General features: G+C 57.4%; 17 protein-coding genes and 1 tRNA gene. 12 read left to right on the forward strand and 6 right to left on the reverse strand.

The features are described 5' to 3' along the window. Positions 1-36: 36 nt before the first annotated feature. Positions 37-110: transfer RNA gene (locus HMPREF1287_RS00775), tRNA-Leu, on the forward strand. Between the two features lie 157 nt (positions 111-267). Here HMPREF1287_RS00775 and HMPREF1287_RS12555 read toward each other — a convergent pair. Continuing rightward, positions 268-435, reverse strand: a complete 168-nt coding sequence (locus tag HMPREF1287_RS12555; RefSeq protein ID WP_198010360.1) for a hypothetical protein — start codon at positions 433-435, stop codon at positions 268-270. A 456-nt stretch (positions 436-891) separates the two neighbouring features. Here HMPREF1287_RS12555 and HMPREF1287_RS00780 point away from each other — a divergent pair, with 456 nt between their 5' ends. The 3 genes from HMPREF1287_RS00780 (at position 892) to HMPREF1287_RS00790 (ending at position 4,721) form a co-directional block, all read left to right on the forward strand. Beyond that, on the forward strand, positions 892-1,665 hold the full coding sequence (locus HMPREF1287_RS00780) for a Bax inhibitor-1/YccA family protein (protein WP_023017683.1): 774 nt from the start codon (positions 892-894) through the stop codon (positions 1,663-1,665). Between the two features lie 369 nt (positions 1,666-2,034). Further along, the gene (locus HMPREF1287_RS12385) at positions 2,035-2,748 is read left to right on the forward strand and encodes a DUF3558 family protein (protein WP_023017684.1); all 714 of its coding nucleotides are present in this window, start codon (positions 2,035-2,037) and stop codon (positions 2,746-2,748) included. Positions 2,749-3,056: 308 nt separating this feature from the next. After that, positions 3,057-4,721, forward strand: a complete 1,665-nt coding sequence (locus HMPREF1287_RS00790; protein WP_034653869.1) for a hypothetical protein — start codon at positions 3,057-3,059, stop codon at positions 4,719-4,721. Positions 4,722-4,784: 63 nt separating this feature from the next. Here HMPREF1287_RS00790 and HMPREF1287_RS00795 read toward each other — a convergent pair whose 3' ends face one another. From HMPREF1287_RS00795 to HMPREF1287_RS00805, 3 genes are all read right to left on the reverse strand, one after another. Next, the gene (locus HMPREF1287_RS00795; protein ID WP_005280024.1) at positions 4,785-5,057 is read right to left on the reverse strand and encodes a hypothetical protein; all 273 of its coding nucleotides are present in this window, start codon (positions 5,055-5,057) and stop codon (positions 4,785-4,787) included. A 56-nt stretch (positions 5,058-5,113) separates the two neighbouring features. Beyond that, positions 5,114-5,635: a transcription elongation factor GreA gene (gene greA, locus HMPREF1287_RS00800; protein ID WP_005280026.1), complete on the reverse strand. Its 522-nt coding sequence runs from the start codon at positions 5,633-5,635 to the stop codon at positions 5,114-5,116. A gap of 120 nt (positions 5,636-5,755) precedes the next feature. Beyond that, positions 5,756-6,226: a DUF4307 domain-containing protein gene (locus HMPREF1287_RS00805; protein WP_005280027.1), complete on the reverse strand. Its 471-nt coding sequence runs from the start codon at positions 6,224-6,226 to the stop codon at positions 5,756-5,758. A 92-nt stretch (positions 6,227-6,318) separates the two neighbouring features. Here HMPREF1287_RS00805 and mca point away from each other — a divergent pair, with 92 nt between their 5' ends. Genes mca through HMPREF1287_RS00820 form a run of 3 tightly spaced genes read left to right on the forward strand, consistent with a single transcriptional unit; the run spans position 6,319 to position 8,313 of the window. Further along, the gene (gene mca, locus HMPREF1287_RS00810) at positions 6,319-7,209 is read left to right on the forward strand and encodes a mycothiol conjugate amidase Mca (protein WP_023017686.1); all 891 of its coding nucleotides are present in this window, start codon (positions 6,319-6,321) and stop codon (positions 7,207-7,209) included. 3 nt (positions 7,210-7,212) lie between these two features. Further along, positions 7,213-7,524: a hypothetical protein gene (locus HMPREF1287_RS00815; RefSeq protein ID WP_023017687.1), complete on the forward strand. Its 312-nt coding sequence runs from the start codon at positions 7,213-7,215 to the stop codon at positions 7,522-7,524. An 18-nt stretch (positions 7,525-7,542) separates the two neighbouring features. Further along, on the forward strand, positions 7,543-8,313 hold the full coding sequence (locus tag HMPREF1287_RS00820) for an isoprenyl transferase (RefSeq protein WP_005282106.1): 771 nt from the start codon (positions 7,543-7,545) through the stop codon (positions 8,311-8,313). Between the two features lie 3 nt (positions 8,314-8,316). Here HMPREF1287_RS00820 and coaA read toward each other — a convergent pair whose 3' ends face one another. Continuing rightward, positions 8,317-9,243, reverse strand: a complete 927-nt coding sequence (coaA, locus tag HMPREF1287_RS00825; RefSeq protein ID WP_023017688.1) for a type I pantothenate kinase — start codon at positions 9,241-9,243, stop codon at positions 8,317-8,319. 119 nt (positions 9,244-9,362) lie between these two features. On the opposite strand from coaA, the gene glyA reads away from it, so the two are divergent. Then, positions 9,363-10,646, forward strand: a complete 1,284-nt coding sequence (gene glyA, locus HMPREF1287_RS00830) for a serine hydroxymethyltransferase (protein ID WP_023017689.1) — start codon at positions 9,363-9,365, stop codon at positions 10,644-10,646. On the opposite strand, the gene HMPREF1287_RS00835 is transcribed toward glyA, so the two are convergent. Next, positions 10,643-11,005 carry a DUF5997 family protein gene (locus HMPREF1287_RS00835; RefSeq protein ID WP_023017690.1) on the reverse strand — a complete coding sequence of 121 codons (363 nt, stop codon included), beginning with the start codon at positions 11,003-11,005 and terminating at the stop codon, positions 10,643-10,645. The genes glyA and HMPREF1287_RS00835 overlap by 4 nt on opposite strands. A 77-nt stretch (positions 11,006-11,082) precedes the next feature. On the opposite strand from HMPREF1287_RS00835, the gene HMPREF1287_RS00840 reads away from it, so the two are divergent. The 4 genes from HMPREF1287_RS00840 to HMPREF1287_RS00855 all read left to right on the forward strand — a co-directional run bounded on the left by HMPREF1287_RS00840 (position 11,083) and on the right by HMPREF1287_RS00855 (position 14,771). Beyond that, complete coding sequence (locus HMPREF1287_RS00840; protein ID WP_023017691.1) at positions 11,083-11,757, forward strand: LysR family transcriptional regulator substrate-binding protein; 675 nt, start codon at positions 11,083-11,085, stop codon at positions 11,755-11,757. Between the two features lie 154 nt (positions 11,758-11,911). After that, on the forward strand, positions 11,912-12,511 hold the full coding sequence (locus HMPREF1287_RS00845) for a hypothetical protein (protein ID WP_311197646.1): 600 nt from the start codon (positions 11,912-11,914) through the stop codon (positions 12,509-12,511). A gap of 238 nt (positions 12,512-12,749) precedes the next feature. After that, positions 12,750-14,114: a PhoH family protein gene (locus HMPREF1287_RS00850; protein ID WP_023017693.1), complete on the forward strand. Its 1,365-nt coding sequence runs from the start codon at positions 12,750-12,752 to the stop codon at positions 14,112-14,114. Between the two features lie 78 nt (positions 14,115-14,192). Next, positions 14,193-14,771, forward strand: a complete 579-nt coding sequence (locus HMPREF1287_RS00855; protein WP_005280037.1) for a GNAT family N-acetyltransferase — start codon at positions 14,193-14,195, stop codon at positions 14,769-14,771. The last annotated feature ends 120 nt before the right edge of the window (positions 14,772-14,891 follow it).

Raw genomic sequence — 14,891 nt, forward strand, 5'->3', positions numbered from 1 at the left:
TTTAGGAATAGTGTCCTACACTATTCCTTGCACCCCGCCCCCATAGCCCAATCGGCAGAGGCAGTCGACTTAAAATCGATTCAGTGTGGGTTCGAGTCCCACTGGGGGCACGTTGTGAAGTCTCGAGACACCGCTCCTAAGGTGTCTCGAGATTTTTCGTATGGCTGAGCCTAGCGTTTCAACTGGCAGGGTAGACTGTGCCTGTTGGCATGCGACTCGCGCACCTCATCTGCGAGTCAAAGACGCGTGCAGCACAAGCCCGCCGGCTCACAGCTCCTTGTCTGGACCTGCGTCAACAATTTTAGGCTGTACGGTTTTCCGGTTGTGGCCGTCGATGGCAATTCCGACTGCGATGAATGCAGGGATGAAAAATGCGCTAGCGCCCGCCAGCGTCATGATGATTGCTGTGGCAATGGAAATGAGTGTAAATCGCAAGATATTCCTTCACTTTCAGCTGAAGTATGACTGTCTAGGCACACGAGGATTAGCTCATGAAGAAGATGCCTCTTTTAAGTTTATATCGAAACTGCGGATAGTAAATCCGCGGTGCACCTGACAGGGTGTGATGGCTAGCGAAATATTGATAGCAGAGCGGCAGGAAATAGGGCCGCTAGAGCCCTGGAGGAGCTGTTCACCATAGTGGACCGCCTTGTAGTCAGAAAATCCTTGGCAATCAGCTGTGGTTCTACGCCGAGAACCTTTCCGGCGGCTCACCCGACACGAGAGCAAGTTCCTAGCAACAAAACTCGGGACAGGTCACAGGAGGGGCCGGTCCAGCAATAAATTTCTTGGAATCTTGAACAAATTATTCTAAATGAGGAACTTTGTGAGGCGTGATGACGTTGATCTACATGAGAAAGATGATTCGTACATCACTGAGAAAGGACAACCGTGCGTTCAAGCAATCCGGTTATGACCTCGCTGACTGAAACTAGCCAGCAGCAGAACCCCGGCTCCGGCTACGCGAGCGAAGCCCCTCGCCCCATGACCGTGGATGACGTCGTCACCAAGACGGGCATCACCCTCGGCATCATTATCGTGGCCGCTGCTATCAACTTCTACCTAGGCACCATGAACCCGGGCACCGCCATGATGCTTATGCTGGTCGGCGGTATCGGCGGATTCATCACCGTACTCGTGGCCTCCTTTGGCCGTAAGTGGGGTTCCCCGGCTGCGACCCTCATCTACGCAGTATTCGAAGGCTTTTTCGTTGGTGGCTTCTCCTTCGTCTTCGCCAACAGCACCATCGGTGGTTCTAATGGCATGGCACTGATTGGCCAGGCAATCGTCGGCACCATCGGCGTGTTCATCGGCATGCTGATCGTCTACAAGACTGGTGCAGTAAAGGTCACTCCAAAGTTCACTAAGATTTTGGTCGGCCTCATTGCAGGTGTCGCGGTGATGGCTCTCGCTAACTTCTTGGGTGCCATCTTCTTCGATTTCAACCCGCTGCGCGATGGTGGCCCCCTCGCCATCATCTTCTCCTTGGTCTGCATTGTCTTGGCCGCTCTGTCCTTCCTGACTGACTTTGACCAAGCAGACCGCCTTATCCGTGCCGGTGCTCCTGCCAAGCAGGCATGGGGCGTAGCCATTGGCTTGGCCGTGACCTTGGTCTGGCTCTACACCGAAATCCTTCGCCTGTTGAGCTACGTTCAGCGCAACTAAGCCTCTCCGCGCTTTCGGCCCGCACTTCGGTGCGGGCCATTTTTGTGTTTTCCTTTGGCTTACGGGCGTGTAATTATTGGGGTAATTCAGGGGGTATTAAGTCGTTCTTTAGGTTTTAAGCGGGTAGGAGCGGGGATTCAGGTTTAAGACAGCTAATGAGCAGCTAATTTCACCATTTGAAAAGATTTAAATGTGGCGAATGAGACTAATGAGATAGTTAAAAATTGACTAATTTGCGCTCTCAACGAGAAATTCTTGCACGATTGATGCATGCTATGTGGCGGGAACGGGAAACCGGAAGGTAGAGAGTTCTCTCCTCTATTTTCTTCTCGTTCCAGCTCGTCTAAAGGGAGTAACCGAAGGATTGTTGTGAAACGTCAGGCAACCGTAGCAGCGCTGGTAGTCAGCTCGGTCGCGCTGAGTGGCTGCGCTGCGGAAGTCGGCTCGAAGAGCGCATCAGAAGATGCCGCGATGACGGCAGAAACTGATGGCACTAGTTCAGTCGATGGCGCAGGTGATGCCAACGGGAGCCAGGGGGATGATGTGGAAGACAATCCGGGGGATTCGGAACACCCCGAAGGCGAGCATTCGAGGGCCGGCGCCGGTCTTCGGGGGGAGACCGGCGCCACGGGAGATGAGGATTCCGGGGCACTACCGCCACCGGGAGAATTTGATCCTGCTGATCCAGATTTCGAGCTATTCGATCCATGTACGGAGATTCCACCGGACAGGCTACAGGCGGCGGGGATCGGGACTCCTATTGGGAAGACTCGGAAAACCTCCGGTTCCGTCATATGCACCTTTGAGTTTCAAGATGACCAACGTCGAGGAGGAGTAGTTGGATTGTCTGGAATGATAAGTTCCACTCCATTTGATGATTCATCGAACTGGGAAGAAAGTTCAAATGAAAATTCTTCAAAGTTTGGAGGCATTGAAGAAAACGAACTTTTTGGAGATATGTTTTGTACCGTAATTCAAAAGACAGTCCGAGGAGTTATACGAGTCAATTACTCAGGATTTAGTTCTGATGAAAATTACGAAGAAAAGTGTTCAATAGCTAGCGGAGTACTAGCGAATCTTTAGGAAAGACAATCGGGGGAATTATGAAGATCAGTAGTGAAAGTCTACTAAACACTGCCATGGAAACAGAGTTTCTAGGAACGGAACTTATGGGGGCGGTTGGGAACGCTCAGTCGCCGTTGGATTCGGCGTTTTCACCTGTCAGTGGAATCGACCACGTGGGGGCGATCCACCAGCGAATCCTTGAAACAGATCCCGGTTCCGCAAGTAATTCTCTAAGAGCTTTCTCAGAGCAATTGAAATGGCTCTACGACAGTCTCGCCCGAGAAGCTCGAGGCTTTGAAGCCCAAGAAACTGCAAATAGTAGGGCGATGGATATCGCTGATGCGGGTGGTGAGATTGGCGTTGAATCGATGCCGATTATGGACCAGCCAGAGCCGGGATATAGCCCCTTCGCCTTTACTCCTCCGGTAGTTAACGTCGGCACTTCGATTACAAAGCTGGCGACGGACTTGATGTCAACGCAGATTTGGAGCGTTTCTGAAGCTAATGCGCGTTGGGCGTCGTTAGGTTCTGAGGTTCGGGAGATCGTGAGCGGGCTTGAAGAAGCCGCGGGGTCCTTGGAAAGTGAGAATGACAGCGAAACCACGTCGCGGGCGGCAGCGAAGATTAGGGAAGTCGCGGCCTCGGGAAAGCACTTTGTGGCCAATGCCGCAGCAATGGGGGAAAAGCTTACTGGTTTCCACTCGCGGTTGATGATGATTCAGCCTTCGGCGATGGCCATGGCGATGGATATTATGAAGATCCCGGACCCAGCGAAGCGAAGAATCGCAGAGAAGGCAGCGTTGGCAAAGCTGCAGCCGGACCTCCAGAGGTTTGCCATTGACGCAATGCCCAATCAACATCCGCTGATGGAACAGTCGCCGGCCTCTGGAGGCGGCGGCGTAGATGCTGGTTTGTCAGGCGTAGAGGGCGATGGCCAGAAATATAACACCGACAATGTCGTCTGGCCGCGTGCAATTCAGGAAGCTATTGCCCGCGGCGATGTGGGCCCGGGAAACTTTGACGTGGCTAATGGTACGGTCCACGATTTGGAATCCGTCGGCATGACTCCAGAGGAAACCGCCGCGTTCCAGGAGCAATTGCATGCAGATGGCAGAAGGGCGCTTTCTGAGCTAGGCGTGGGCGACGGAATAGATATTAATGGTCGCGATGTCGCAACCAGTGGGGCCTCACTTCCTGGGGCGACGGCATCGCATGGCCACTTAGGATCTATGCCAACCGCAGGTGCCGCTCCCGGTACCGCGGGTATTGGTGCTGGATCTGGCAGCGGTAGCGGTGGACTCGGTTCTACCGGGATGGGAGCACCGCTTGGTGCTGGACGTGGAACAGGTTCTGGTACTGGAGCCGGATCCGGGGTAGGCACAGGAACCGGTATTGCCGGTGCAGCGGGTGGTCCTGGACTCGGCGGGCGAACTGGACGCGGAAACGCTGGTGCGCTTCGTGGTGGTGGATTCAATTCGCTGGCCGGGCTCGGCAGCGGGGCCATCGGTACGGGCGGAAAGCCTGGTTCTGGAGCAGGAGGAAATATGGGCGCACTGGTAAATTCCGCCCCTGGATTGGGCGCTGGCGGAACCGCTGCGCGCGGCGGAGCAGGCTTACGCGGTGGTGCCGGTGAGGGGGTCGGCGCCCGCGGCGTGGGAGGCGCGCTTCCTCGGGCCGCAGGAGAAGCCGCTGGCAATAGCAGCGGCGGTAACGGTAGCCGCGGACACCTCGAAAGGGGCGCTGCGCGTGAAGCTGTGGTGCGCGGGGGAGGTGCAGCCAATAGCGCAGGTGCTAAATCCGGTGCCGGGAGACCGGCTGCTGGCATGCGGGCCTTTGCACCAATGATGGGAACCCGGGGTCAGGGAAATGACAAAAACCGGGTGAAGGCGGTAACCACGCAGGTTGAGCGCGATCCGAATAAGCGGGATCTGTTGGGCGAGCCGCCGGCGGTCGTGCCAGGGGTCATCGGCAATTGGGCGCGAGAATCCTAGGTAGTGAATTGGGGAAAGAAAAAGGGCTGAAGGAAAGTATCCTTCAGCCCAATTCTTTTGTTTTTATTGCGGCAGTTGCGTCGCGGTAGCGTTTGGCAGCTGCTCAGGTTCCTCGACCCCGTTCTGCAGGCCCTCCGGATCCACGCCAGGCTCGGTGGTAGCAGCAGAGGAAGACGTCTCAGCATTCTTCTGTGCCGGTGCCTCGCCGGTAAAGGTCGATGCGTTGTCGATCTTGCCGGATTCAGAATCCTGCTCGTTCGGCGGGTGGCAGGCGGCCAAGGAAAGGCCGGCGGTAAATACTAATCCAGCGGTGGCGAAACGGGAGAATTTCTTCATGGGGATGTGCTCTTTCTCCAGAGTAGTGAAGGCGGTAGTGGGGTGGACGGAGGAAATTAGGACTCGCGCGGGGTGGCAGCCTTGGCGGAATCGTATGGGGCAGCCGACTCGATGGTCACCGAGATGGTCTTACCGTTTGGCGCGGAATACTCGCGGGTTTCGCCCTCCTGTGCACCGATGATGGCGGCGCCCAGCGGGGACTGCTCGGAGTAGGTTTCCAGGTCCTTGTTATCGGTCGCAGCGGCGCGGGTACCGATGAGGAAGGTTTCCTTATCGTCCTTGTTGCCGTTGTAGTACACGTGAACGACGCTGCCGGTGTAGGCAACGCCTTCCTGCATGGTGCCACGCTCGGTGGTGGAGTTAGCCAGCAGCTCAGAAATCTGCTTGATGCGGGCCTCTTCCTGGTCCTGCATCTCGCGGGCGGCATCGTAGCCGGCGTTTTCTTTCAGGTCGCCCTCTTCGCGGCGCTCATTGATTTCCGCCGCAACCTCAGGGCGGTGATCGATGAGTTCCTGCAGCTCGGTCTCGAGCTTTGCCTTGGTTTCTGGGGTGATGTACTGCTTTTGCTGCTCAGCCATTCTAAAACCTTCCGTGCTGTGGAATAGTGGTCAAAGTCCCGCGATGATGGCGGGACCGAAGTTAAGTATGCAACCAGGCAAATGCCCAGTTCTAGGCTGTACAAATCCTAGCACATGGGGCTAGCGACTTTCCGCGTAGTCGGGATTGTCCATATCCAGGTAATCCGGGATATTGCCGGAGCAGCCGTAGGCGCCACCGGCGACGGCGCGGGCATTGGTGGGGACATCGACAGCAATGCGGTGGGTTTCATTTCCGCCGGCAGGAACGGCGAATTCGCGGCGGCCCACCTCGGATTTGGAGTAATCGTAGGCCTGCACGATGCAATAGGCGTCTTCATCGGTGTGATTGCGGGTCACATCGACCCAGACGCGCGTGGTGTCATCACTGAGAACCTCCTGGGTGACCATAGAGATCTGCGCATTGACGGATTCTTTTTCCCGAAAATACTGGAAACCGTAGTAAAGAAGGGTGACGAGCATGGCGGCGAAAATCAACACCAGCGCCTTATTGGTCCAGCTACCAGAGTTCTTTTGTGATTTATCGCGCGAGCCGTAGCGCGCGGCGGAGCGAGAATTTCCGGCGGAAGTCATAGCCCTACTTTAACCGAGGAGTACCATTTTCCCATTATCTACTAAGATAGTGATCTGTTCTAAAAGCTAGTTTTAAAGGGGATGGATTTTCAGTGAGCGACTTTCGCCTCCTAGCAATCCACGCACACCCGGACGATGAATCCTCCAAGGGTGCTGCGACTACGGCCCGTTACGCTGCAGAAGGTGCGGATGTAATGGTGCTGACCTGCACCGGTGGTGAACGCGGTGACATTATTAACCCGGCTATGGACCGTCCTGGTGTTAAGGAAAACATGGCTGAGGTACGCCGCGAGGAAATGGCTAAGGCAGCCCGCGCGCTTGGGGTCCAACACCAGTGGTTAGGCCACGTAGATTCCGGCCTGCCAGATCCTGAGGAAGGCAAGAGCATGGAAGACCTCTTGCCGGAAGGCTGCTTTGCCCTGATGGGCGATGATGCAGCGGCTCAGGAAATGGTGCGCGTTATTCGCTCGTTCCGCCCGCAGGTCATCATTACCTATGACGAAAATGGCGGCTATCCGCACCCGGATCACCTTATGGTTCACCGAGCATCCATGATTGCGTGGGACAAATCAGGCGACCCTGACTACCACCCAGAATTGGGAGAGCCCTGGGAGCCGCTGAAGCTGTATTACTCGCATGGCTTTGTGTACCAACGCATGAAGATGTTCCACGATCTCCTCCTTGAGGAGGGAAAGCCCAGCCCGTATGGCCCTATGCTGGCGCGTTGGGATACTGCTTTCGGCGATATTATGGCTCGCGTTACCACGCAGGTGGAGTGCGCCGATTACTTCCAAAACCGCGACGATGCGCTGCGGGCGCACGCGACGCAGATCGATCCGGCCGGTGCATTCTTGGCCACCTCCGTGGAGGTCCAGCAGCGTCTGTGGCCGACGGAGGAGTTTGAGCTAGCTAAGACTCGAGTATCGACCTCGCTGCCGGAAAATGATTTATTTGCGGGCATTGAAAAGAACGAGGAGACTTAAAATATGAGCGTCTATGACTCCCTTTTCCTTGCTGCGCACGATGTCACTGTTCGTGCGCAAGGCACAGAAGGTGCTGAGGGCGGACCAATGGGCCCTGAGTTTGGTAAGGCTTCGCCCATCGGGCTGCTTATCTTGGCCATCTTGGGCGTTGCCGTGCTGGTAGCGGGCTGGAACTTCCACCGCCGCTTTTCGCGCTTTCGCCGGCGTACCATGTTCGCTGAGGACCACGGAATCGATCCATTTGATGAGGAAGCTGTGGATGCTGCGCTCAAGGAAGCTGGCCTTTACGATAACCGCAAGAAGTCGATTTTCTAGCCGGCTGGAGTAAACAACGTGACATTTCTCAAGCGGCTGATGTACCCCTTGTATGAAGCGCGCCTCGTGCGGCTTATCAAGGGCAGGCCACAGCCGAAGCACGTGGCGATCATGGCTGACGGCAACCGCCGCTGGGCGCGGGAAGCCGGGTTTACTGATATTAGCCATGGCCACCGCCAGGGTGCGAAGAAAATCGGAGAGATGATCGCGTGGTGTCGCGATACCGATATTGAGGTAGTCACCATCTACCTCTTATCCACGGAGAACTTGAAGCGCAGCCAGCAGGAAGTGCAGCTGCTTTTTGACATCATCTCAGATGTGGTCACGCACCTGTCCCGGGGAGATTTGGATTGCCAGGTGCGCCTTGTAGGCAACTTGGATTTATTGCCCGCGCCGGTAACCCAGCGTATGGTCGATGCCGCCGAGGAAACCAAGGATAACCAGGGCGTCATCGTCAATGTGGCTGTGGGCTACGGTGGGCGCCAAGAAATCGTTGATGCCGTCCAAAAATTGGTGCGCAGCGAGGCCGAAAAGGGTACCAGCGCGGCCGAGATGGCGGAGCGAGTTACCGCAGACTCGATCACAGAACACCTGTATACCAAGGGCCTGCCGGATCCGGATTTGGTGATCCGCACCTCCGGTGAGCAGCGCCTTTCCGGGTTCCTGCTGTGGCAAGCGGCCTATTCAGAAATCTGGTTCACCGATACCTATTGGCCGGCGTTCCGGAAGGTAGACTTCCTGCGCGCGCTGCGTGATTATTCCCAGCGTTCGCGCCGCTTTGGCAAGTAGCGGCTAAATTTTTCGCATTCGTACCTTTTCAACGAGGTGATGCGAGCCCTTTTTCAATACCAACGAGGCGCGCACGCGGGTGGGCAGGATGTTTTCTACCAGGTTCGGCAGGTTAATGGATTGCCAAATTTCGCGGGCTTGGGCGCGCGCCTGCTCATCATCCATATCCGCATAGGCGGCGAAGTGCGCATTCGGCCGGCGGAATTCGGTATTGCGCAGCGTGAGGAAGCGATCGATGTACCACTGCTCAATATCGTCCGTGCGGGCATCGACGTAGACGGAGAAATCAAAGAGATCCGCAATGGTGAGGGTGGGGCTGGTCTGAAGGACGTTGAGGCCCTCCAAAATCAGAATATCGGGCTGGTTGACCTCTTGGTAGCGATCTTTGACGATGTCATAGGTGATATGCGAATACAGTGGCGCCTTGACCACGGGCTTTCCGGACTTGACGTCGGTGACAAAGCGCATGAGCGCGCGGCGGTCATAGGATTCGGGAAAACCCTTGCGCTTCATTAGACCGCGCTCTTTAAGCGTTTGGGTGGGAAAGAGGAATCCGTCCGTGGTAACCAGATCCACCTTCGGATGCGAGTCCCAGCGCTGCAAGAGCACCTGGAGGAGGCGGGCGGTGGTGGATTTACCCACGGCCACGGAACCGCCCACGCCAATGACGAAGGGCACGTGCGTGGGCGGGTTGCCCAAAAAGGCCTCGGTGGCGGCGGTGAGCTGCTGCCGGGCGGTGACCTGCATGTGGATAAGGCGGGAGAGGGGGAGATAGACGTCTGCGACCTCGTCCAAATCAATGCGGTCACCGATGCCGCGAAGTTCTTCAAGCTCGTTTTCTGTCAGCACCTGCGGCATCGATTTGCGTAGTTCACGCCAGGTTTCACGGTCAAAGTCGAGGTAGGGGCTCGAATCCAGGTTGCGCGCCATGGCTTAATTGTCGCACGCCGTAACAAGGGAATGAAAAATTTGCCCCCTGTAAGGTAGCCGAAAGGTTATGATATGTAATGGCTCATACTGCTTCCTACCGAGAAGAGGACTAGTCTTATATGGCTTCTTTCAATACTGACCTGCGCGATCTTGACCCAGATGTTTTCGGCGCTATCCAGGGAGAAATTTCCCGCCAGCGCGAGACCCTGGAAATGATCGCCTCTGAGAACTTCGTGCCGCGCGCTGTCTTGCAGGCACAGGGTTCTGTCTTGACTAATAAATACGCCGAGGGCTACCCGGGGCGTCGTTACTACGGCGGCTGTGAGCACGTCGACGTCATTGAGGATCTTGCCCGCGACCGTGCGAAGGCGCTCTTCAACGCGGAATTTGCCAACGTGCAGCCACACTCCGGCGCGCAGGCTAATGCCGCGGTCCTGGCCAGCATCGCGGAACCGGGCGATAAGATCCTCGGCCTGTCCTTGGCCCACGGTGGGCACCTGACCCACGGCATGAAGCTGAACTTCTCCGGCAAGCTTTACGATGTCGCAGCCTACGGCGTGGACCCAGAGACCATGCGCGTGGACATGGATAAGCTGCGCGAGCAGGCAATTAAGGAGAAGCCAAAGGTTATCATCGGCGGTTGGTCCGCCTACCCGCGCACCCTGGATTTCGCGGCCTTCCGCGAAATCGCCGATGAGGTGGGCGCTTACCTGTGGGTTGATATGGCTCACTTCGCGGGCTTGGTTGCCGCGGGCCTGCACCCGAACCCTGTCGAGCACGCCGATATCGTTTCCACCACCGTGCACAAGACCTTGGGCGGTCCGCGCTCCGGCATGATCTTGGCCAAGCAGGAATACGCAAAGAAACTGAACTCCAATGTCTTCCCCGGCCAGCAGGGTGGACCGCTGATGCACGCGGTGGCGGCAAAGGCCATTTCCATGAAGATTGCGGCCAGCGAGGAATTCAAGGAGCGCCAGGAGCGCACCCTCGAGGGTGCCCGCATTCTGGCTGATCGCCTCTTGGCGGAAGATACACAGGCAGCTGGCGTCGACGTCGTCTCCGGCGGCACCGATGTCCACCTCGTCCTGGCGGATCTGCGCAATTCGCAGCTCGATGGTCAGCAGGCAGAAGATCTCCTGCACCAGGTAGGAATCACCGTCAACCGCAATGCGGTCCCGAACGATCCTCGCCCGCCGATGGTCACCTCGGGCCTGCGCATCGGCACCTCCGCCTTGGCCACTCGTGGCCTCGATGCGGAAGCCTTCACCGAGGTTGCCGATGTCATCGGTACCGCCTTGGCGCAGGGCAATAATGCCGATGTCGAGGCACTTCGCCGGCGCGTCGATAAGATCGCCGAGGACTACCCGCTGTATGAGGGCCTCGAGGACTGGAAGCTGGTTTAGTCCTTATCTTCTAAAGAATCCTCTGCGGCGTCCTTGTGGACGTCGTGGCCGCGAGCCTGCGCCAGCGTGGCGCGGGCTTGCTGCAGCCACTCCGGCTGCTTTTCCAAAAGCTCGCTGATTTCCGCGGTGGTCAGCGGCTTATCCATGTCATTCTTCTTTAGCGCGGTAACGGAAATGCCCAGTTTGTGGGCAACTTCCTGCCGGGGGTGGGGGCCTTTGCGGCGCAGCGTTTGCAGCCACTGCGGGGGATTGTGCTGCAGCTCGCGCAGTTCCTCGTGGCTTACTGCACTATTTTGAAATTCCTCGGGGGCGGCGGGCAGATAGATATTTAGCTTCTTAGCGGCGGTCTGCGCGCGCATCGCGGTACCGGACGGTTGCTGTTGGTTATGTTGTTCACTCACGGTTTAACCGTAGCACTTTCAGTAGACTGTGCTCCATGCTGCGCTTAGCCTTTGTTACCGGTACGCAACCTGGAAAATGGTTTCAGAGATTTCAGGACAATACTGCCCACGGCGGTTTATCCACCGTCGATGCGGATGACGGCATGGCGGAATTGCTCGCCGGGCACGCGGATGTGGCGCTGACCCGCTTGCCAGATGCGCGCCTGGATGACTCCTTCCACGTGGTCCGCCTCTATGAGGAGGCCCCCGGCGTTGCGGTTCCAAAGGACTCCGTCTATGCGGAGGTGGGCGAGGCGCTGGCGCTTGCCGATGTCTCCGATGAACACCTCAACTACCGCCTCACCGATGCCGGTGAGGTCGATATCGCCGCCGTGCGCGAGGCCCTGCAGGTGGTCGCGGCCAATGTGGGCATCGCCATCGCACCGCTGCCGCTGCTAAAAATCCTCAGCAAGAAACAGGTGGTTCCGCTTGCGCTGAAGGGCAGCGAGGTGCCGGTCACCGAAATTGCCTTGGTCTGGCGAAAGGCGGAGGATAGCGAGGCAATTCAGGACTTTGTGGGCATCGCTAAGGGGCGTACCGCCCGCTCCTCTAGGCAGGAAAAGCCGAAGCGCACGGCCCGTGAAAAAGCTAAAGCCAAACAGTCTCGAAGGATTGTTAACAATCCGTTACAAAAACAAAAGAAACGCCCTAAGCAGCGCAAACGGCGATGAACTGAAGCCTGAACCGCGCAAACCTCGGTGCACAGAGTGGCGGCATAGTGCACTTGGGGTCTACGGTGGGCTGCGCTCGCCTCAACGGCGGCCTAAAACTACAGTGAACTAATTTTCGGCTGAAAATCGAAAGGTAGATCTAGAAATGCGCAAGATGACTCGTCGTATCGCAGGTGGCTTCGCGGCCGCAACCCTCTCCGTTGCTCTCGTTGCATGCTCGGATGCAGAGGACGCCGCCGATGACGCAAAGGATGCCGCTGGCTCCGTAGCCGCAGACGCCTCGGATGCTGCTGGTTCTGCCGCATCCGATGCCACCGATGCCGCTGGTTCCGCTGCCGCAGAGGCAACCGGCTCTAAGGACGATAATGCAGAGGGCGCCAAGGGCGATACCCAGACCATCACCACCGCAAATGGCGAGGAAGAAGTTCCGGCTGACCTCGCCGCCGCCATCGAGGAAAAGCAGGCTGAGTGGGGCGACGTGCAGAGCGTAGAGTCCTCCGATAAGGGCACCCTGGCTACCTTCGAGGGTGGCAAGTACTTGGTCTACTCTGAGGAGACTGGCGCACAGCCGGTCATCGGCAAGATTGCTGAGACCTGGGTCAACGAGGGCGGCCTCGACGCCTCCGTTGGCCTGCCTACCAACCCAGAGGCTGACGCAACCGACGCAAACGGCTGGACCCAAGAGTTTAGCAACGGCACCATCTCCTGGACCGAGGGTGAAGACGGCCAATTCAAGGCTGATATCGAGGCCTAAAGGCTAAAATTCGGCGCCTGCCCAAGCGGCACGCCGAACACTCTCGTCACTTTCCCTGCGGGTTTTCCCGCAGGGATTTGTCGTTTTCTTAAAGTTCATCTTCCACCCATGTGATTTCAACCTTGGGTGCTTAGGTTGGGTGGCAACCCCTAAAGGATCGCGATCATTAGCGGTCCTGGGGGAGATAGACAAGGAAGAACAGCTTTCTACCGTTTCGCAAAGGAAGATTCCTGCCACCATGACTCGCCCCTCTGTACTTTCTACTCCACTAGGCACCACGGAAAATGACGTCGCTACCAAGACCTACGTCCTTGATACCTCGGTCTTATTATCTGACCCGTGGGCGCTGCGAAAATTCGCCGAACACGAGGTCGTCCTTCCCGTCGTGGTTATCTCTGAATTGGAAGGAAAACGTCATCACCCGGAGCTTGGCTGGTTCGCCCGCCAAGCTCTTCGCTTTTTGGAAGAGCTGCGCGCTACCTATGAGGCGCTTGACCAACCCGTTCCGGTCAACGTGGCCGGCGGTACCTTGCGGGTAGAGCTCAACCACCAAGATCAGTCGCTCTTGCCGGCCGCATTCCGCGGTCCGGAAGGAGACCACCGCATCTTGGCCTGCGCCTTGAACCTCGCGCACGAGGGCAAGGACACGGTCCTAGTGACCAAGGACGTACCGCTGCGCGTTAAGGCCGGCGCCGTAGGCGTGCAGGCCGATGAATACCACGCCCAGGATGTCATTTTGACCGGGTACTCCGGTATGGCCACCGCCTATACCACCACGGATGTCATCGATGCCCTCTACAGCGATGGGGAAGTGCTGCTCGATGGGGCCGTCACGGACGATGACACCCCAGTGGAAGACCTGCCGGTGCACTGCGGCATCACCTTGGTTGCCGGAGCGCAATCTGCCCTGGGCCGCATCATGCCGGACGGGGCGATGCGCCTGGTACGCGGCGATCGAAATGCCTTTGGCCTGCAGGGTCGTTCGGCGGAACAGCGCATCGCCCTCGATCTCCTGTTGGACCCGGAGGTTGGCATCGTGTCCATCGGCGGTAGGGCAGGCACCGGCAAATCCGCGCTGGCCTTATGCGCCGGCTTGGAGGCGGTCTTAGAGCGCGGTGAGCACCGCCGCATCGTGGTCTTCCGGCCCATGTACGCCGTCGGCGGGCAATCGCTGGGGTACCTGCCGGGCTCCGAATCAGAGAAGATGAACCCGTGGGCCCAGGCGGTCTATGACACCTTGGAAGGTCTAGTCTCTGACAATGTCCTGGAGGAGATCCACGAGCGTGGGCTCATCGAGGTCCTGCCACTGACCCATATTCGCGGCCGTTCTTTGCACGATGCCTTCGTTATCGTGGACGAGGCGCAGTCGCTGGAGCGCAATGTTTTGCTTACCGTGCTCTCGCGCTTGGGGGAAGGCTCGCGAGTAGTACTCACCCATGACGTTGCCCAGCGCGATAACCTGCGGGTGGGCCGCCACGATGGGGTACAGGCGGTCATCGAAAAGCTCAAGGGCCATGAGCTCTTCTCACACATTACCCTTCAGCGTTCGGAGCGCTCTGCCATTGCGGAGCTGGTAACGGATCTGTTGGAGGGCAATGGCTAAGGGGAGGGATGAAAGCGTGTTCGCAGACAGCGAATTTAATCAAATTTATATGGCAAAAATCACCCAAGACCAGTAATAATGGTGCCTATGAGCGAGAACGCCAAGCAAACGTCTGCGGACGAAAAGAAAAAGGATTTCCGTATCCGGCCCTTCACGTCGGCCGATTACCCGCAGATGCGGGAGATCTACGAGCAGGGCCTGCAAACCGGCCATGCCACCTATGAGACCCGTTCCTTGACCTACGAGGAGTTTACGAATTCCAAGATCATGGCTTCGGTGCACGTAGCCGTTGAGGCGGACGATGATTCCAAGGTATTGGGGTGGGTTTCGGCCGCCCCGATTTCCTCGCGCACCGTCTTCCACGGCGTCGTGGAGGATTCCATCTACTTGGGATCTGATGCCCAAGGCCGTGGCATTGCCGGGGCCTTGCTCGATTGCCTCATTGAGGTGTGCAAGGACCTGCACAAGTGGGCCATTCACTCCTGGATCTTCCCAGAAAATGAAGGCTCTGCGGGCCTTCACAAGTCCCGCGGCTTTGAAAAGGTCGGCACCTACTCCCACATGGCCAAGATGACCTATGGCGAGTTGGCCGGTCAGTGGCGCGATACCGATGTCTACGAACTCCTGCTTCCCAAGCCGGAGGAAAAGAACCGCTAAATACAACCGTGCCTCGTAACCACGAAGGCCGTAGCGCTGCCGAGGGAATTAATAATCTCGGTCGCTACGGCCTTTGGTCGTTTTCTACTTCGCGAGGCCGCCGGTTGGGTAGGCGAGGGC

This window comes from Corynebacterium sp. KPL1986 (genome assembly GCF_000477975.1).
In the GTDB taxonomy this organism is placed as follows: Bacteria; Actinomycetota; Actinomycetes; order Mycobacteriales; family Mycobacteriaceae; genus Corynebacterium; species Corynebacterium accolens.